General features: G+C 69.4%; 16 protein-coding genes. 6 read left to right on the top strand and 10 right to left on the bottom strand.

Features of this window, described 5'->3' with window-relative positions:
- Nucleotides 1–217: 217 nt before the first annotated feature.
- Complete coding sequence (locus ACLB90_RS04030; RefSeq protein ID WP_411851723.1) at nucleotides 218–1,588, bottom strand: Hsp70 family protein; 1,371 nt, start codon at nucleotides 1,586–1,588, stop codon at nucleotides 218–220.
- A 131-nt stretch (nucleotides 1,589–1,719) separates the two neighbouring features.
- Here ACLB90_RS04030 and ACLB90_RS04025 point away from each other — a divergent pair, with 131 nt between their 5' ends.
- Nucleotides 1,720–2,055, top strand: a complete 336-nt coding sequence (locus ACLB90_RS04025) for a zinc ribbon domain-containing protein YjdM (RefSeq protein WP_411851722.1) — start codon at nucleotides 1,720–1,722, stop codon at nucleotides 2,053–2,055.
- Between the two features lie 9 nt (nucleotides 2,056–2,064).
- Here the strand turns inward: ACLB90_RS04025 and ACLB90_RS04020 are convergent, their stop codons facing one another.
- A complete protein-coding gene (locus ACLB90_RS04020; RefSeq protein ID WP_411851721.1) occupies nucleotides 2,065–3,222 on the bottom strand; it encodes a tetratricopeptide repeat protein in 1,158 nt (385 codons plus the stop codon).
- A 245-nt stretch (nucleotides 3,223–3,467) separates the two neighbouring features.
- Here ACLB90_RS04020 and ACLB90_RS04015 point away from each other — a divergent pair, with 245 nt between their 5' ends.
- From ACLB90_RS04015 to ACLB90_RS04000, 4 genes are all read left to right on the top strand, one after another.
- Nucleotides 3,468–4,073: a hypothetical protein gene (locus ACLB90_RS04015; RefSeq protein ID WP_411851720.1), complete on the top strand. Its 606-nt coding sequence runs from the start codon at nucleotides 3,468–3,470 to the stop codon at nucleotides 4,071–4,073.
- A 48-nt stretch (nucleotides 4,074–4,121) separates the two neighbouring features.
- Entirely contained in the window at nucleotides 4,122–4,316 is a 195-nt protein-coding gene (locus ACLB90_RS04010) for an oxidoreductase-like domain-containing protein (RefSeq protein WP_411851719.1), read from the top strand.
- An 8-nt stretch (nucleotides 4,317–4,324) separates the two neighbouring features.
- Complete coding sequence (locus ACLB90_RS04005; RefSeq protein WP_411852693.1) at nucleotides 4,325–4,960, top strand: DUF998 domain-containing protein; 636 nt, start codon at nucleotides 4,325–4,327, stop codon at nucleotides 4,958–4,960.
- Nucleotides 4,961–5,040: 80 nt separating this feature from the next.
- Complete coding sequence (locus ACLB90_RS04000) at nucleotides 5,041–6,384, top strand: virulence factor family protein (protein WP_411851718.1); 1,344 nt, start codon at nucleotides 5,041–5,043, stop codon at nucleotides 6,382–6,384.
- A gap of 402 nt (nucleotides 6,385–6,786) precedes the next feature.
- On the opposite strand, the gene mprF is transcribed toward ACLB90_RS04000, so the two are convergent.
- The gene (gene mprF / locus ACLB90_RS03995; RefSeq protein ID WP_411851717.1) at nucleotides 6,787–9,345 is read right to left on the bottom strand and encodes a bifunctional lysylphosphatidylglycerol flippase/synthetase MprF; all 2,559 of its coding nucleotides are present in this window, start codon (nucleotides 9,343–9,345) and stop codon (nucleotides 6,787–6,789) included.
- A 158-nt stretch (nucleotides 9,346–9,503) separates the two neighbouring features.
- Between mprF and ACLB90_RS03990 the strand changes: the two genes are divergently transcribed.
- Nucleotides 9,504–9,851 (top strand): RidA family protein, encoded by a 348-nt coding sequence (locus ACLB90_RS03990; RefSeq protein WP_411851716.1) that lies wholly within the window; start codon nucleotides 9,504–9,506, stop codon nucleotides 9,849–9,851.
- A 22-nt stretch (nucleotides 9,852–9,873) separates the two neighbouring features.
- Here ACLB90_RS03990 and rnfB read toward each other — a convergent pair whose 3' ends face one another.
- The 7 genes from rnfB to ACLB90_RS03955 all read right to left on the bottom strand — a co-directional run bounded on the left by rnfB (nucleotide 9,874) and on the right by ACLB90_RS03955 (nucleotide 17,036).
- Entirely contained in the window at nucleotides 9,874–10,308 is a 435-nt protein-coding gene (rnfB, locus tag ACLB90_RS03985; protein WP_411851715.1) for an Rnf electron transport complex subunit RnfB, read from the bottom strand.
- Between the two features lie 25 nt (nucleotides 10,309–10,333).
- Complete coding sequence (locus tag ACLB90_RS03980) at nucleotides 10,334–10,924, bottom strand: HAD family hydrolase (RefSeq protein ID WP_411851714.1); 591 nt, start codon at nucleotides 10,922–10,924, stop codon at nucleotides 10,334–10,336.
- 60 nt (nucleotides 10,925–10,984) lie between these two features.
- Nucleotides 10,985–13,066: a methionine--tRNA ligase gene (metG, locus tag ACLB90_RS03975; protein WP_411851713.1), complete on the bottom strand. Its 2,082-nt coding sequence runs from the start codon at nucleotides 13,064–13,066 to the stop codon at nucleotides 10,985–10,987.
- A gap of 174 nt (nucleotides 13,067–13,240) precedes the next feature.
- On the bottom strand, nucleotides 13,241–13,684 hold the full coding sequence (locus ACLB90_RS03970; protein ID WP_017357410.1) for a DUF2147 domain-containing protein: 444 nt from the start codon (nucleotides 13,682–13,684) through the stop codon (nucleotides 13,241–13,243).
- Nucleotides 13,685–13,783: 99 nt separating this feature from the next.
- Nucleotides 13,784–14,215: a VOC family protein gene (locus ACLB90_RS03965; RefSeq protein WP_411851712.1), complete on the bottom strand. Its 432-nt coding sequence runs from the start codon at nucleotides 14,213–14,215 to the stop codon at nucleotides 13,784–13,786.
- 17 nt (nucleotides 14,216–14,232) lie between these two features.
- Nucleotides 14,233–16,167, bottom strand: coding sequence for a DUF885 domain-containing protein (locus ACLB90_RS03960; RefSeq protein ID WP_411851711.1), 1,935 nt, complete (start codon nucleotides 16,165–16,167; stop codon nucleotides 14,233–14,235).
- Between the two features lie 95 nt (nucleotides 16,168–16,262).
- Entirely contained in the window at nucleotides 16,263–17,036 is a 774-nt protein-coding gene (locus tag ACLB90_RS03955) for a queuosine precursor transporter (RefSeq protein WP_411851710.1), read from the bottom strand.
- Nucleotide 17,037 lies beyond the last annotated feature (1 nt).

Here is a 17,037-nt window from a genome sequence, read left to right as displayed (position 1 = left end):
GATCGCAGCGTAAAAACGATCCCGGCGCCACAGGACGGGTCCACGGGGCGGCAGCATCGACGGAGACGGTGGCCTGGATCAGGCCCGGGGGTCATGCGCATTGCGCACCGAAGCCGAAAGATGATAGCGCTTCTCGCGTAACGTTTTGTTAATGCGCGCCCTTCACGGGCAGAAAGCCTTGTGCTGCAAGGGGTTTGTTCGCCTGCAGCCGCCCGCGTCAGCCCGCCGGCGACGGTTCCGCCGCCGCCCATGCCAGCCCGTGCACCACGCCGAAGGACGGATTCCCGCGCACCAGCGTTGCGCCGGGGAAGGCAGCGGCGACGGCCTGCTGCAGGTAGCCGGCGCGCGACATGCCGCCGGTCAGGAAGACGGCGGCCGGGTCGTGGCCGATGTCGGCGCGGACCTGCGCCAGCAGGCCGGTCAGTTCGCCCATGTAGCCGCTGGCCGCCGCTTCCAGGCGCGGTGCGTCGACGTCCACGGCCAGGTCGCGTTCGATGAAGTCCAGTGCGCTGCGGTGGCCCGGTTCGCTGCTGAGGGCAATCTTGCAGCGCTCCACTTCGCGGTACAGGCGCGCGGTGTTGCCGGTGTCCTGCAGGGCCTGCAGGCGCTTGCCGAACGGTGCGTCGACGTCGCGGTAGTCGTGCTGGCGGAAATCGCGCTGGCGGGTCATGTCCTGCACCATCGCCGCTTCGACGTAATGGTGGGTCGGTACGCGGGTGATGTTGCGGCCGAACAGCGGCATGTAGCCGCCGAGGCTCAGCGCCAGGTCGATGTCGGTACCGCCGCGCGCGATGCCCCAGGCGCGGTGGATGCGCGGTGCCTGGGTGCCGCCGACGCGGGCGTGCGCGACATCGGTGGTACCGCCGCCGATGTCCACCACCACCGCGTCATGCTCCTGCGCGCTTTCGGCGTGGTAATGCATGGCCGCCGCCGCCGGCTCCTCGAGGAAGTCGACGCTGTCGAAGCCGGCCGCGATCGCCGCGCTGTGCAGGATATCCAGCGCCTGGGCGTTGCCGGCTTCGCCGATCGAACTGCGGAACTGCACCGGGCGGCCGAGGGTGGCGGTGCGCACCGGGGTGTCGAACTGGCGCGAGGCGGTCAGGCGGATGTGTTCCAGGATATGGGTGGCGATACCGGTGATGGTCTGCCGTGCGCGCGGGTGCAGGTTGTAGCCCAGCATCGACTTGGGGCTTTGCACGAGGTTGCCCTCGTTTTCTTCGAAATAGGCTTCCAGCGCATCGTCACCGTACACGGCGTTCTGCAGCAGGGTGGTCGAGCTGAGCGGCGCGCGCATCTGCTCTTCCATCCACTGGCGGCGCACCACCCGCAGGGCTTCGCGGCGCAGCGCGTCGTGCGGGCGCTCCTGGCCGGCGGCGCGGGCGTCGCGCGCGGCTGCGTCGACCAGACGGGCCAGCTCATGTTCCAGCGCGGGGGTCAGCTCGAAATCGTTGGGGTCGCGCATCACCTCGGGGAAATACACCGTGGTGCGGAACTGCTGCGCCTGCCCGAACTGGATCGGAACGACCTTGCCGTCGACCACTGCCGCGGCGGCGGAATTGCTGGTGCCAAAGTCGATGCCGATTTTCATGCGGGAGGGCCGGGCCGGTGGTCAGGGGGCGCGCACTGTGCGGCAAGGCGCCCGCCGGCGCAAGGGTGGCGGGGCAGGGGGCGGCACCGGGAGGCTACAATGGTGGCCGTTGAATGCCCGAGGTCGTCCCGATGTCCGCTGTTCCCGCCTGCCCCCAATGCACCCTGGAAAACACCTACGCCGATGGCGCGCTGTGGATCTGCGCCGACTGCGGCCATGAGTGGACGGCCGCCGAAGGCGCCGGGGAGACGCTGGTGGTCCGCGACAGCAACGGCAACGTGCTGGCGGCCGGCGACACCGTCACGGTGATCAAGGACCTGAAGGTCAAGGGCTCGTCGATCCCGCTCAAGCAGGGCACGGTGATCCGCAACATCCGTCTGGTCGACGACGACGCCGAGCATATCGAAGGCAACTCGGAAAAGATCAAGGGCCTGGTACTCAAGACCTGCTTCCTCAAGAAGGCCTGATCGCCCCGCTCAGCGCGCCTGCACGTTCTGCAGGCGCCAGCGGTTCAGGCTGTCCAGCTTGGCCTGGTACCGGCTCTGCAGGGCGTCGCCGCCCAGTGCACGCGCGCGCTGCATCTGTTCGCTGGCGTGCTGCGTGTCGCCGACCATGAAGTACGCGCGGGCCAGCCCGAAGTGGAACTGGTGCGCTTCCTCGTACAGGTTCACGGCGCGCTTGTAGTAGCGGATGGCCAGCGCGTAGTCCTGTTTCTTCTCCGCGTCGGCGCCAAGCATGTACTGCACGAACGGGTCGCGACGGTGCACCAGCGCCAGCCGGCGCGACAGCCGTTCGGCGTCGCGGGTGTCGCCCATGCGGGTGTACAGCGTGCTGGCGTTGGACAGCGCCGCGGCGTGCTGCGGCGCGTAGCGCAGGGCGGATTTGAAGTCGACCACGGCGGCCTGCAGATTGCCCTCGCGCGTGTCCAGCACGCCCAGGTTGTTCCATCCCGAGGCGAATTCGGGCGACATCTGCAGCGATTGGCGGAAGTAGGCCCGCGCCAGCGCCAGGTCGCCGGCGGCCATGCGGGCGGCGCCACGGTTGTTGTAGAAATGCGCCAGCGCCCGTTCGCGGGTGATCTGCTTCGGTCCTTCGCGGTCGTAGAGCACGTTGCGGTCAAGATCGACCACCGCGTTGCGGCCCCCCAGGTTGACGCCTGCGTTGACGTGGCCAACGCTGTAGATCACGCCCTGGTCCTGGTACCAGGACACCACCTGGTTGACCTCCTGCACGTGCGCATCGATGCCGGCCTCACGGGCCAGGCTGACGAACAGCAGGGTGAACGCCAGGCAGTTGGCGCGCCGGGTCTGCCAGGTTTCGGCCACGGTCAGGGTGGCATCGGCGTCATAGCCCAGGTTCATGCCCTGCGCGTCGAAGATCAGGGTGATCAGGCGCTGCAGGCGCTGCTCTCGCGACAGCGAGGGGGCGATCACGCGGGTGTGCAGCAGCGCCAGCAGCTCTGGCGGGATCGCCATGACCTGTTCCGGGCTGGGGATCGGCCCGGTGGCGACTACCGACACCGAGGGGAGCGTGGTGGGGGCCGGTGCGGGCGGGGCCGCGTCGGCGGTGTCGGCGAGGGCCGGCCCGGGCAGGACCAACGCCAGGCTCAACAGCAGGGCAGTGCTACCGGTCATGGCGGTTTCCTCGCAGCAGGGCTGGGGCCAGTCGCCGCCAGTCTATGCCCGCCGGGGGCGGTGCGCACGCCGCTCATCGGCGTATCCGGCCATCCACAGCCGGTGTGGATGGCCGCCGGGTAAACATGTGGATAACCGCTGGCAGCGCCTGTGCCGCAACGCCTGTGTGGCGGTGGCGAAAAAACTGCCGGGCGCGGGTGCGGACGCGGGGTTGCCAGCGCCTGCGTGCCGGCCAATGATGGCGCATGCGCTTTGAACCGATTCCGCTGCCGCCTGCCCAGCTCGCCGAGCTGGAAGCCCGCTACACCGAGCCGCCGCGGGCGTACCACAACTTCGCGCACGTGCAGGCGGTGCTGCGGCACTGCCTGGCCGTGGCCGAGGACGGCCCCGGCTGGCAGGCGCCGGCCGAGGTGCAGCTGGCCGCGCTGTACCACGACGCCATTTACGACGCCGGGCGCAGCGACAACGAGGCACGGTCGGCACAACTGGCCCGCGAGGCGATCGCACGCTGGCTGCCGGCGCAGGGCATCGACGTTGAACGGGTGGTGCAGCTGATCGAGCTGACCGCGCGCCACGGTAAGCTGGCCGCGGCGGACGTGGACGCCGAGGCCGCGCTGTTCCTCGATTGCGACATGGCGATCCTGGGCGCGCCGGCGCCGGTCTTCGACGCCTATGACCGTGGCATCGCGGAGGAGTACGCCGGCCATGTGCCGGGCTTTCTGTTCCGCATGCAGCGCAGGCGCTTCCTGCGACAGGTGCTGATGAAGCCGCGGATCTTCCTGAGCGACTTCTTCCACCAGCGTCTGGACGCGCCGGCGCGGGCCAATCTGCGGCGGCTGCTTGAGCGCTGAAGGGCGCGGGCTACACTGAGCGGCACTCCTGTTGCCGTGTCCCGCACGATGTCTGCTCCTGATTTCGATCCCGCCGACCCCGATCCCGCCGACCCGCGTCCGCAACCGCCGGAAGCGCCGGGTCCCAACGAATGCTGCGGGAGCGGTTGCCCGCTGTGCGTGCTGGATCTGTACAGCGATGAGCTGCAGCGCTACCGGACCGCGCTGGCGGCGTGGATGCTGCGCCATCCGGAGGCGCCGTGAGTCTGTCGATGCAGCCGTCCCCGCGTTGGCAGGGCGCGTTCGCCCAACTGGCGATCCTGGCGCTGCTGCTGTTCGTGGCGACAGCGGTCTGGACGCAGTTCGCCCGTGACGACCTGGACTGGGTCCGCGCCACGTTGAGCCTGTACCTGCACGGCCCCGGGGGCCTGGCCCTGCGCGGCGCCTACTGCATGCTGGCGGTCGCGATCATGTTGCTGGCGGTGTCGTTGCATGCCGGCAGTGGCTCGCCGCGACGCAGTGCGGCGGCCCCGATGCTGTTCTGTGTGGCCGGGCTGGGCCTGATGGGTGTGGCGATCGGCGACAGCTGGCTGCCCGCGCATGCACCGCTGCTGGCACCGCTGGTACACGGCATCGCCGCCAATACCGCGTTCCTGTGCGCCAGCGTGGCGATGCTGCTGCAGAGCTGGTATCTGCGTGCCGATCCGCGCTGGTCGCGCTGGGCGGGCGCGGCGTGGGGCTGGGCCTGGCTGAGCTTCGTTCTGCTGTGGTTGCACGTACTGTGGCGTGGGCCGCCGCGCGGGGCCGGGCAGAAGCTGGTCATCGCGGTGGTGGTGACCTGGCTGCTGGCGGTTGCTTGGCAGCAGTGGCGGCAGACCCGCGTGCAGACCGCGCCCGCGCGCCGCTGAGGGCTGCGGCCAGTCTGTGTACATGCCCTTGGCGGGCGACCGGCGTATCGTGTGGTGCATCTATCCGAGGATGCGAGACGATGCGGCGAGCCGCGTGGGGGAAGGTGTTGGCACTGGTCATGGCGGGGACGGCGGCAACGGCCGCGGCCACGCCGCCACGGACGGTCAGTCATGGTCGATTCCAGGACACGCCGGTGTACCTGCCCGACGGCCACCCGCAGCGGGTGGTGGTGTGGTTCGACGGGGGCCGCGATCCCGGGCGAAGCACCGCGCGGGTTGCCGCACTGCGTGCACAGGGCGCGCTGGTGGCCGTGGTTGATGTGGCCCGGCTGCGCCGCAACGTGGCACGTGATGGCGGCGGCAGTTGTGGCTTCGGTGCGGGGGATGTCGAGAATTTCTCGCGCTGGTTCCAGGCGTACCTGCAGTTGCCCGGGTACCACCTGCCGCTGATCGGCGGGGATGGCGAAGGCGCCGAGTTGGCCTACGCCGTTGCCGCGCAGGCCGATACGCAGGTGTTTGCCGGCCTGCTGACCACCGACTTCTGCCCGGACGGCGCGCGCGAACGCATGGTCTGTGGCGCCGGTGTCAGCCACGGCCGCCTGCAGCCGACCGAATTGAGCTTCCCGTGGTTGAATGCCGCAGGCGAGGCGCATTGCCGCGCCGGCGATGCGGGGGTGTTCGTGCGCCGCGTTGCGATGGCCAGGCCGTTCCAGCGCACCGCGAGCGGCGATGCCCTGCCTGGCCTGCTGGCCGCCGCGCAGGTGCTGGGCGCGCAGAAGGGCGTCAGCCTGGCACCGCCGCCGGATGACCTCAAGGGACTGCCGGTGGTGGAAGTGCCTTCGCGCACGCCCGGCGACACGCTGGCGATCTTCGTTTCCGGCGATGGCGGCTGGGCGGGGCTCGACAAGGAAGTGGCCGCCGCATTGAGCGACGCCGGGGTGTCGGTGGTCGGCGTGGATTCGCTGCGCTACTTCTGGAGCGAACGCACGCCGCAGGGCTTTGCCCGCGACCTGGAGCGCATTGCCGCCCATTATCGTCAGCAATGGCAGCGCCAGCGTGTGGTGCTGATCGGGTTCTCGCAGGGCGCGGACGTGCTGCCTGCCGCGATCAACCAGTTGTCGCCGGCCACGCGCGACAGCCTGGCGATGATCGCGCTGATGTCGGTGGGGCGGAAGGCTGATTACGAATTCCATGTGAGCAACTGGCTGGGCGGTGGCGGCGACGGCCTGCCGATCGCCCCGGAAGTGGCGCGCCTGCCGCCCGGGAAAACGCTGTGCCTGTATGGCGAGGACGATGACGACGCGCTGTGCCCGGACTTGCCGCCCGGCAACGCGCAGGTGATCAAGTTGCCCGGGGACCATCACTTCAAGGGCGACTACGACCGCCTGGCACAGACGCTGCTCGCGCATCTCCCGGCGCGCTAGCACTGTAGAGCCGACCGTTGGTCGGCTATCGCGCGAAGCGCGCGGGGTTTGGATTTGGGCATCGGTAGAGCCGACCGTTGGTCGGCTATCGCGCGCAGCGCGCGGGGTGTCGATTGGGGCACGGGTAGAGCCGACCGTTGGTCGGCTATCGCGCGAAGCGCGCGGGGCTATCGGCGGCGGTGCGGAGAGCAGCCGGGCAGAGCCCGGCTCTACGTGCGTGCGCGGGGATTGATCTGGCACGGGTAGAGCCGACCGTTGGTCGGCTATCGCGCGCAGCGCGCGGGGTTATCGGCGGCGGTGCGGAGAGCAGCCGGGCAGAGCCCGGCTCTACGGGCGCGCGCGGGGATTGATCTGGCACGGGCAGAGCCGACCGTTGGTCGGCTATCGCGCGCAGCGCGCGGGTTATCGGCGTGGGTCCAGGGAGATCAGGCGGGTGGCGTCGAGCAGGGCGGCGGGCAGGTGCATGCCGCCGGGGGCGGCCAGGTAGCGGGCGCGCCATACCGGGGCGAACTTGGACTTGAAACGGCGCAACCCGCTGAAACCGTAGAAACGCTCGCCATGACGCGCCACCACGTTGGCGAAGCGGTTCCAGCGCCCGGCCAGGCGGTGCTGGGCCAGGCCGGACAACGGTGCCATGCCGAGCGAAAAACGGTGGAAATCGTGGTCGCGGCCCCACAGGAACAGTTCGATGAACAGGAAGTCCATCGTGCCCTTCGGCGCATCGTTGACGTGGCGCATCAGATCCACCGACAGCTCATGGCCAGCCGGGGCCTGCCACAGGTTGGCGAAGGCCACGATGCGGCCCTCGGCCTCGACCAGCGCCACCGGGAAGCGCGCCAGGTAGTCCGGATCGAAGCTGCCCAGCGAGAACCCCTTTTCATCGCCGGCCTTGTCGTCCAGCCATGCCTGGGAAATCTCCGCCAACGCCGGCAGCAGGGCCGGAACCTCCTCGGGCGGGGCCACGCGGAAGGTGAGCCCACCGCGCTTGCCGCGGTTCCAGGCCTGGCGCAGATCGGCGCGGTCGCGGCCCTCCAGGGTGAACCCCTGCAGCGGCACCATTGCCTCCTCGCCGAGCTTGACCAGGGTCAGGCCGAGGTCCAGATAGGTCTGCCAGTGCGCTTCGCCAACCTGGTAGAACACAGGGCGCAGGCCGAGCCGGTCGGCTTCCTCGCGGAAGCGCCAGATCAGTTCGCGCACGGTCTCCGGCGGCCCGACCGGGTCGCCCATCGCGATCAGCGAGCCGCCGTAGCGCTGCATCATCACAAAGCCGGTCTGCGCCTTGTCGCGCAGCACCGCTTTGTCGGCGGTGAGCACCAGGCAGGCCTGGGTGTCCTCGGCGCGCTGCAGGATCGGCGCGAGCGCGGCGAGCGTCGGCGCATCGGCGGGTGGCAGCGGGGTACGGGTGCTGTGCAGCAGACGCGCCAGACCGAAGATGGTCAACGCGATGGCCACCACCAGCAGCGCACGCAGCGCGCGCGGCGCATTGCCGGACAGCGCGAACTGCCACCACAGCTCGTTCTGGTATTCGACGTGGCTGTACACGAAGAACAGCAGCCAGATCACCGCCACCAGCACCAGCCCGAGGTTGCGGATCCACGGCCACGACCACGCTTCGTCGAGCAGCGCGCCCTGGCGGTAGAACTCGCGGCGCGAGGCCCACAACGCCGTGGCCACCAGCAGCGCGGAGAGTGCGATCAGTACCTGGCCGCCGCGCAGCCAGATCGGCAGCGGCGCGATCACGCAGATCGCCAGCGCCAGCATCCACGCCGCGTGGCTGCGCCGCTGCAGGCCCTGGCCGATCAGCAGCAGCGCCACACCGGCCAGGCTGCCAAGCAGGTGCGAGGTTTCCAGGATCGGCAGCGAGGCGTTGAGCAGATGGCGGCGCGGCGTTGGCAGCGTGCCGTCGATGACCAGGGCGGCGCCCACGCTGAACACCGCCAGCGCGATGATCTGCGGCAGCCACGGCCGCAGCGCGGTCCAGCCGGCGCGGGTGGCCCCGGCACTGGCGCGCAGCGGCCGGCGCAGCGCCGGTGCGAGTGCGAGCAGGGTCGCCAGCAGCAGGGGCACCACGTAGTAGGTAACCCGGTAGATCAGCGCGGCGGCGAGTACCGAGGCAGGCGCCACCTGCGGCAGCAGCTTGAGCAGGCTCCATTCGAACACGCCCAGGCCGGCCGGCACGCTGGAGATCAGCCCGGCCAGCACCGCCACCAGATACAGGCCGACGAAGCCGGGCAGCCCGGTCGGCGTATCCATCGGCAGCAGCACGTAGAACGCCGCCGCCGCCAGCACCAGTTCAACCACGCTCAACGCGGTAACGCCGAGCATGGTGCGGCGGTCGGGCAGCCACAGCGCGTGGCCGCGGATGCGGAACGTGCGGCCGTCGCGGCCGACCAGCAGCACGGTGACGGCATAGGCCAGCAGCCCGGCGATGCCGAACGCGCGAACGGCCTGCTCCGACACCGGCAGCGCCAGCGCGGCCGCGCCAGGTTCGAGCAGGAAGGCCAGCGACAACAGCAGCCACGCGCCGAACACAAAGCCCAGCGTGCTCATCAGCACAACCTGGCCGATCTCGCCCAGCGACAGCCCGGCGCCGCCATAGCCGCGCAGGCGCACCGCACCGCCGGTGAGAGCGGCGAAGCCGAGGGTCTGCCCCAGGGTGTGGGCGAGGAACGCGGTGATGCCGACACGGGCCGGATGCAGCCGCTTGCCGCTGCGGCGCAGGCCGATCGCATCGAAGCCGATCAGGCAGGCATAGCTGGCCAGGCCGAGCAGCACGGTCAGCGCGATCTGGCCGCCGCCCAGGTGGCGGAACGCGTCGCGGATGGCGCGGTAGCCATGTTCGTCGAATTCGTTGGCCAGCCCATGCAGGGCCAGCGCGAGGATGCCAAGGCTGAAGATGACGGTCGCCGCGCGGCGCCAGGCGACGCGGGACGGCGTGGGAGCCGGGGAGGGTTCGGTCATCGGTACAGCGTGCTCCGGGGCAGGCGATGGGAGAGTCAAGGCGGGTCAGGGTGACCAGCGGGCGCATCGTGCGCCTGATGCGGGCGCTTGCCAAGCGGGGTGGCTGCGCTCACGCCGCATCGGCGACAATGCGTTCATCACCCACAGGAGTAATCGCCATGTTGGAACGTTTCGACGTCGGTCCGCGCATGTCCGAAATGACGGTGCACAACAAGGTTGCCTATCTGTCCGGGCAGATCCCCGAAGACACCAGCCAGGACATCACCGGCCAGACCCGCCAGGTGCTGGGCGAGATCGACAAGCTGCTGGCGCTGGTGGCCAGCGACAAGCAGCACATCCTGCGCGCCGAGGTGTTCCTGGCCGACATCAACGACTTCGCCGGCATGAATGCCGCGTGGGATGAGTGGGTGGTGGCGGGCATGACCCCGGCGCGTGCCACGGTGGAAGCCAAGCTGGCCGATCCGTCGTGGAAGGTGGAAATCGTGGTGACGGCCGCGTTGCCGTAAGCCAGCGGTACAGTGCCCCGCGCTACGGCGTGGGGCCGACCGGGTGCGGCAGCAGCACGATGCAGTCCACCGGACACGGTGGCAGGCACAGCCCGCAGCCGGTGCACAGATCGGCGATGACGGTGTGCATGTACTTGGCACCGCCGACGATGGCATCCACCGGGCAGGCCTGGATGCACTTGGTGCAGCCGATGCAGTCCGCTTCGACGATCAGCGCGACCTGGTCCGGCGCGTGTTCGCCGCGGCTGCGGTCGAATGCAACAGCCGGCACGCCCAGCACCCGTGCCAGTGCACGCGCACCGGCATCGCCACCGGGCGGGCAGCGCTCCACGCCGGCCTCGCCGCGTGCCATCGCTGCGGCATAGGGGCGGCAACCGTCGTAGCCGCACTGGCCGCACTGGGTCTGCGGCAACAGGCGGTCGAGACGTTCGACCAGGGGGATGCGTGCGGTGGTCATGCGTGGCGTCGGCTGCGCGGAGGGGTCATTTCTGTGGTTTGCCGCGATACCAGCGTTCGTGGGCCAGTGCCAGCATCGGGCGGTCTTCGCGGCTGTCGCCGTAGGCGTGGATGCGGAGGAAGCGTGACAGGTCGTAGCGGCGGCGGATGTGCTCGACCTTGCGCGGTCCGCAGTCGCCATCGGCATAGCGGCCGGTGAGGCGACCGTCGCGCGCTTCCAGCCGGTTGCAGATCACATCGATGCCGAGCGCCTCGCACCACGGGCGCAGATACAGGTCCAGCGAACCGGACACGATCACCACCGTGTGACGCTGCTGAAGGTGCCAGCGGATCTGTTCGAGCATCTGCGGGCGCACCACCTCCGGCAGGACATCGCGGGCGTAGCCGGCGGCCTGGGTGGCGATGTCGTCGGCATGGCGGTCGCTGAAGGTCAAGCGCGTGACGCGGGCACGGATGCGCGCGGCGGAGATCAGCTTCAGCCGGTACGCCAGCAGCCACGGGCCGATCTTCCACCATGCCTGCGCCAACTGCTCGGGCGTGGCAACGCGGCGCAGGAAGCGGCCATAGGTGTCGCAGGTGGTGACGGTGTGGTCGAAGTCGAACAGTGCCAGTTCCATCCGATCCTCTCCGGAGATGCTCGGGGCAGGTGCGGTCACGGGGACCGCACCTGGACGCGATCAGCGGACCGGCATGCCCGGCTGCGCGCCACTGTCGGCGTCCAGCAGCGCCAGGGCGCCGCCGTCGAAACCGGCCGACAGGATCATGCCTTCGCTCAGGCCGAAACGCATCTTGCGCGGGGCCAGGTTGGCGATGAACACCACGCTGCGGCCGACCAGCGCGTCCGGTTCGCCGTAGCTGGCGCGGATGCCGGAGAAGATCTGGCGCGTGCCCAGCTCGCCGGCGTCCAGCTCGAAGCGCAGCAGCTTGTCCGAGCCCTCGACGAACGCGCAGGCCAGCACCTTGCCAATGCGCAGGTCGAGCTTGGCGAAATCGTCGATGCCGATGTAGCTCGGCGCGGCGTCGCCAGCGGCGGCCGGTGCCGGTGCCGGTGCCGGTGCGGCAGGCTTGGCGGGCTTGGCCGGGGCGGCGGGGGCCGGGGTGGCGGCCTGCAGGGTGTCCTTGGATGCGTCGGTCATGGCGTCGATCAGTTTCGGGTCGATACGGGTGAACAGGGGGGCGTACACGGCGATGGTGTGGGCGACGAGCGGCGAGGCGACGTCGGTCCAGGCATGCACGGGGGCGGCCAGGAACGCTTCGGCCTGGGCCGCGGTGGCCGGCAGCACCGGCTTGAGCGCGGTGACCAGCACGCGGAACAGGTTCAGGCCCTGCGTGCATACCGACTGCAGCTGCGCATCGGCGCCCTCCTGCTTGGCGATGACCCACGGCTTCTCATCGTCGATGTAGCGGTTGGCTTCATCGGCCAGCGCCATCGTCTGGCGCAGCGCGGCGGCCGGGTCGTTGCGTTCGTAGGCTTCGCGGATCGGCGCCAGGGCGGCGACGAAGCGGTCGTACTGGGCGGGGTCCGGCAGCGCGGCGGCCAAGCGGCCGTCGAAGCGCTTGCTGATGAAGCCGGCGCAGCGGCTGGCGAGGTTGACGAACTTGCCGACCAGGTCGGCGTTGACGCGGGCGATGAAGTCGCCCAGGTTCAGGTCGAGATCGTCGACGCCGCCGGAGGATTTGGCGGCGAAGTAGTAGCGCAGCGCTTCGGGTTCAAGACCGGCGTCGAGGTAGGTACGGGCCATCACGAAGGTCCCGCGCGACTTGGACATCTTGGCGCCATCCACGGTGAGGTAGCCGTTGACGTGCAGGCGGGTGGGCGCGCGGTGGCCGGTACCGTGCAGCACCGCCGGCCAGAACAGGCCGTGGAAGTTGACGATGTCCTTGCCGATGAAGTGGTGCAGTTCGGTGGTGGTGCCGGCGCGCAGGTGCGCGTCGAAGTCTTCGCCGGTCTTGGCGCACAGCGCCTGGAAGCTGGACAGGTAGCCGATCGGGGCATCCAGCCAGACGTAGAAGTACTTGCCGGGATGGCCGGGGATCTGGAAGCCGAAGTACGGTGCGTCGCGGGAGATGTCCCAGGCGCGCAGGCCGCCGTCGGCATTGAGCCACTCGCCGAGCTTGGCCTTGACGCCGGGCAGGGCGACGTCGCCCGCCAGCCAGTCGCGCAGGAAGCCTTCGAAACGGCCCACTTCGAAGAAGAAGTGTTCCGAATCGCGGATTTCCGGGGTGGCACCGGAGATGACCGACTTCGGTTCCTTCAGGTCGGTGGGGCTGTAGGTGGCCCCGCAGACTTCGCAGTTGTCGCCGTACTGGTCGGCGCTGCCGCAGTTGGGGCAGATGCCCTTGATGTAGCGGTCGGGCAGGAACATGCCCTTGGCCGGGTCGTAGAACTGGGCCACGGAGCGGCGCGCGATGTGCCCTTCCGCCTCGAGCTTGAGGTAGAAGGCTTCGGTCAGGGCCTTGTTGGTGGCCGAGTTGGTCGAGTCGTAATGATCGAAGGCAACGCCGAAGGCGGCGAAGTCGCGCTCGTGGCTGGCCTGGATGTTGGCGATGAAGGCTTCCGGGGTCACGCCGGCCTTTTCGGCGGCGAGCATGATCGGGGTGCCGTGGGTATCGTCGGCGCACACGAACCAGGTCTTGCCGCCGCTCATTCGACGCGCGCGCACCCAGATGTCAGCCTGGATGTAGCCGACCAGGTGGCCCAGGTGAAGCGGGCCGTTGGCGTAGGGCAGGGCGGTGGTGACGAGAGCGGTGCGGGTCATGGGAAGCGCTGTTGCCTTGGGGACCGGGGATTATCGCATGGAGGGGGTGTGGGCCGCCCCGCACGGGCAGGCTGCCACGCCGCCGGACCGGTTTGGGGACGCCGCAAACGCAGAAGGCCGAAGCGGGGTAGCCGCCTCGGCCTTCGTCTTCATACGCTCAACAACGCCTGCCGCTTACTCGCGTACCCAGGTCTGGGCGCGGCAGATGAAGGCGACGCAGCCGGAGACGTCGAGCTTGGCGCCGCCGGTCTGCAGCTTCATCTTGGACTTGTAGGTCTTGCCGTTGGCCGGGTCCAGGATGGTGCCGCCGGACCAGGCGCTGGCGCCGTCGGCCTTGAGGTTCCACAGGATGGTCATGCCCTTGACCGGCTTGTTCTTGTTGGCGCCTTCGCAGCCGTCGCAGACCGGATTGGGGCCCTTGTCCGAATGCAGGATCTCGACCACTTTGCCGGTCAGGGTGCCGTTGGTGGCCTGGGTGATCTCGACGATGGACTTCACCTTGCCGGTCTTGTCGTCGATGGTCTTCCAGCGGCCGACGGCGCTGTCGGCGGCGTTGGCCGACAGGGCGGCCATGACCAGCGGCAGTGCCAGCAGCAGCGTCTTGAAGGTCTTGCGCATGTTCCCCTCCCAGGGATGTCCGTGAATGCCGGCGCAGGGCCGGTACAGGGCCGACTGTATACCCATTCGCTCCGGTACGGAACGTGCCGGGGGCGGGCGTCAGCCGGGGCCGGCCGGGATCTCGTACAGCTCCAGCGGCAGGTCGTCGGGATCGGCGAAGAAGGTGAAGCGGCGACCGGTGTATTCGTCGGTGCGGATCGGCTCGCAGGCAACCCCGGCGGCGGCCAGGCGGGCGATCACCGGTTCCAGTGCCGCCACCCGGAAGGCGAGGTGGCGCAGGCCCTGTGCCTCGGGCCGGCTGGGCCGTGGCGGTGCGCCGGGGAACGAGAACAGTTCCAGCTGGCTGCCGTCGGGCAGGGCGAGGTCGAGCTTCCAGGAGTCGCGCGCGGCCCGATGGTGTTCGGCCAGCACGCGCAGACCCAGCACCTCGGTGTAGAAGGCGCGGGAGCGGGCGTAGTCCGATCCGATCAGCGCCACGTGGTGGACGCCAAGCAGGCCGCTGTCGTCGGGCGGGGGCAGTGCAGGGGGCATGGCCGGCGTCGTTCCGATCAGGGCGTGGACGCGGGGCTGGCGCTGCCGCTGCCGCCGGCCTCTTCGCTGGCGATCCAGCGGGCGATCTTGGCGTCGAGGATGTCCAGCGGCATGGAGCCGTCGCGCAGGACTTCCTCGTGGAAGCGGCGCAGGTCGAAGCGCGAACCCAGTGCGGTCTTGGCCTTGTCGCGCAGCTCCATCATCTTCAGCTCGCCCAGGCCGTTGGCCAGGGTCTGGCCGGGCAGGGCCATGAACCGCTCGACTTCCGCCGTGGCGTCTTCGACCGGCAGGTCGGCGGTCTTGACCAGGTAGTCAACGGCCTGTCGCTTGCTCCAGCCCTGGGCATGCACGCCGGTGTCGGCGGCCATGCGCGCGGCGCGGGTCAGCGCGCCCTGCAGGTAGCCGATGCGCTCGTACGGGTCCTGGTAGACGCCCAGTTCCTCACCCAGCGATTCGGCATACAGGCCCCAGCCTTCGACGAAGGCGATGTCGCCGCCGAGGCGGCGGAAGCGCGGCAGTTTGTCCAGCTCCTGCTGCAGGCCCAACTGCACGTGGTGGCCCGGAATGCCTTCGTGCAGGTACTGCATCGGGGCGGCCCAGCGGCGGCGGCTGGGCAGATCGCCGGTGTTGACGTAGAGGATGCCCGGACGCATGCCGTCGGGCAGCGGCGGCTGGTAACTGACCGCAGCGGCGGTGGCGGCGCGCTCGGCTTCCACCGCGCGGATCTCCATCGGTGCCTTCGGCAGCGTGCCGAGCAGGCCGGGCAGGCGCGCGTTGACCTGGCCCTGCAGCTGCTTGTAGCGGGTGAGCAGCGCATCGGCGTTGGCGTACTGGAAATCGCGGTCGCTGCGCATGTTGCGCAGCATCTTCTGCTGCGAACCGCGGATGCGGTTGTCCTTCATGATCGTGGCGATCTGCGCCTGCAGCGCGGAGACACGCTGCTCGGCAAGGGCGTGGATCTGCACCGGCGTCAGCGTGGAGGCGGTGCTCTGCACGATGTTCTGCGCATACCAGGCCTGGCCGTTGGGCAGCGCCGACAGACCGTCGCTGGCACGGCTGGCCGGCAGGTATTCGGTGGCGATGAAGCCGCGCAGCGCGCGGTAGGCCGGCATGATGCGGTACTCGATCATGCGCTTGTACTCGGCGGCGATGCGCGCCTTGTCCGCCTCGGGGAGGTCATCGGGCAGGTTGCGCACCGGTGCCCAGAAAATGCTTTCTTCGGCGGTGGGTTTGATCACCGCATCGAGCTGCGGCAGCACCTTTTCCATCAGGTCGCGCGGCTGCACCACGCCGGCCGCCATGCCCTGGCGCATGTTGGCGATGGCCTGGTCGAACAGCGGTGCGATCCCCAGCGAGCGACGCGACCACGTGTCGTAATCCTGCACGGTGTTGAACGGCTGCGCGCCCGAGCCCGAGCCAAGGATGGCCATGATGCTGCCCAGGTTGTAGTACTGGCTCACCGGCAGCATCCAGCCGGGATACTGCTCGGCGGCGAGCGACATGCGCGCGTCGCGCACGAAGATTTCGTAGCTCAGCAGATCCTGGCCGGTCAGCCCGTCCGGGCCGATCTTCTCGACCTTGCCCAGCCATTCCACGCTGAAATCGTGCGATTGCTGGCGGTAGGCGGCCGACAGGATGTTGGGCAGCTGGTCGTTGTGGCGTGCATCGCCCTGGAAGGTGGCCTGCAGCGGGTTGAGCCGCATCGCGGCATCCCAGTACTCGTCGTAGATGCGGTTGAGCTGCGCGGCCTTGGTCTGCTGGCGCACCAGGGGCTGGCGGGTCGGGGCGGCGGCGGGCCGGGCACGCGGCTTGGCCTTGGGCTTGGCGGCGGCGCGGGTCTGCGCTGCCGCGGGCCGGCTGGTCTTCTTCTTGGCGGCTTCGGCCGGCGCGGCGGCGCTGAACACCAGCAGGGCGGCAATGGCAAGCGCCAGGGCGCGGGCGGGGTGGGGCATCGGCTACTTCCGTGAACGCACAGACACGGGAGCTTGCCCGATTCGGCCGGATACGGCCAGCGCAGGTGCCTGGTCAGGTTCGTGCCGTATGGCGCTCAGTCAGCCGCCGCGTCGGCGCGCAACTGCTCGGCGCGCTCTGCACCCAGATAGCGGGTGATTGCGCGGCGCATCAGATACAGCAGCGGAATCAGCGCGATCGCGAACGCCATCTTGTAGACATAGTTGACGCTGCTGACCGCCAGGAACAGCGAGGTGGGCCACTGCTGCGGACCCAGCACGAACGCGATCCAGATCACCACGAAGCTGTCCACCAGCTGCGACACCGCCGTGGAGCCGGTCGCGCGCAGCCATACATGGCGCTCGCCGGTGGCGCGGCGGATGCGGTGGAACACGGCCACGTCGATCAGCTGCCCGAACAGGAACGCCACCAGCGAGCCGGCGATGGTCCACATGCCCTGTCCGAACACTGCCGCGAACGCGGCCTGGTAATCGGGCACGCCGTGCGCGCGCATCGAGGTCACCCACCAGTCGGCAGGTACCAGCGAGATCGCCGCGAAGGCGAACAGGAAACCGTAGCTGATCAGCACCACCGCCAGCCACGAGATGAACTTCACGCCGCGACGGCCGAAGAACTCGTTGATGGTGTCGGTCATGATGAACACCACCGGCCACAGCAGCGTGCCGGCAGTGAAGCTGAGCGAGCCGGTCTGGCCGAACAGGTTCCAGTTGAACGGTGACACGCCGAGCGTGTCTTCCAGCGCGAAGATCTTTACGCCGATCAGTTCGGCCAGTACCGCGTTGGCGCAGAAAAACGCGGCCAGCGCGATGAACAGCAGGACCGCGCGATCCTGCAGCGGCCGCGCGCTCATT

It is taken from the genome of Stenotrophomonas sp. LGBM10 (genome assembly GCF_046736075.1).
Classification (GTDB): Bacteria; Pseudomonadota; Gammaproteobacteria; order Xanthomonadales; family Xanthomonadaceae; genus Stenotrophomonas.
Note: the sequence above shows the minus strand (reverse complement) of the source record. Positions and strands in the feature narration are given on the sequence as shown.

Coding starts and splice junctions, on each gene's coding strand:
- ACLB90_RS04025 (WP_411851722.1), top strand. CDS start 1,720: ATGTCCGCTGTTCCCGCCTGCCCCCAATGCACCCTGGAAAACACCTAC.
- ACLB90_RS03960 (WP_411851711.1), bottom strand. CDS start 16,167: ATGCCCCACCCCGCCCGCGCCCTGGCGCTTGCCATTGCCGCCCTGCTG.
- ACLB90_RS04005 (WP_411852693.1), top strand. CDS start 4,325: ATGCAGCCGTCCCCGCGTTGGCAGGGCGCGTTCGCCCAACTGGCGATC.
- ACLB90_RS03955 (WP_411851710.1), bottom strand. CDS start 17,036: ATGAGCGCGCGGCCGCTGCAGGATCGCGCGGTCCTGCTGTTCATCGCG.
- mprF (WP_411851717.1), bottom strand. CDS start 9,345: ATGACCGAACCCTCCCCGGCTCCCACGCCGTCCCGCGTCGCCTGGCGC.
- ACLB90_RS04000 (WP_411851718.1), top strand. CDS start 5,041: ATGCGGCGAGCCGCGTGGGGGAAGGTGTTGGCACTGGTCATGGCGGGG.
- metG (WP_411851713.1), bottom strand. CDS start 13,066: ATGACCCGCACCGCTCTCGTCACCACCGCCCTGCCCTACGCCAACGGC.
- ACLB90_RS04010 (WP_411851719.1), top strand. CDS start 4,122: ATGTCTGCTCCTGATTTCGATCCCGCCGACCCCGATCCCGCCGACCCG.
- rnfB (WP_411851715.1), bottom strand. CDS start 10,308: ATGACCACCGCACGCATCCCCCTGGTCGAACGTCTCGACCGCCTGTTG.
- ACLB90_RS03980 (WP_411851714.1), bottom strand. CDS start 10,924: ATGGAACTGGCACTGTTCGACTTCGACCACACCGTCACCACCTGCGAC.
- ACLB90_RS03990 (WP_411851716.1), top strand. CDS start 9,504: ATGTTGGAACGTTTCGACGTCGGTCCGCGCATGTCCGAAATGACGGTG.
- ACLB90_RS03970 (WP_017357410.1), bottom strand. CDS start 13,684: ATGCGCAAGACCTTCAAGACGCTGCTGCTGGCACTGCCGCTGGTCATG.
- ACLB90_RS03965 (WP_411851712.1), bottom strand. CDS start 14,215: ATGCCCCCTGCACTGCCCCCGCCCGACGACAGCGGCCTGCTTGGCGTC.
- ACLB90_RS04015 (WP_411851720.1), top strand. CDS start 3,468: ATGCGCTTTGAACCGATTCCGCTGCCGCCTGCCCAGCTCGCCGAGCTG.
- ACLB90_RS04020 (WP_411851721.1), bottom strand. CDS start 3,222: ATGACCGGTAGCACTGCCCTGCTGTTGAGCCTGGCGTTGGTCCTGCCC.
- ACLB90_RS04030 (WP_411851723.1), bottom strand. CDS start 1,588: ATGAAAATCGGCATCGACTTTGGCACCAGCAATTCCGCCGCCGCGGCA.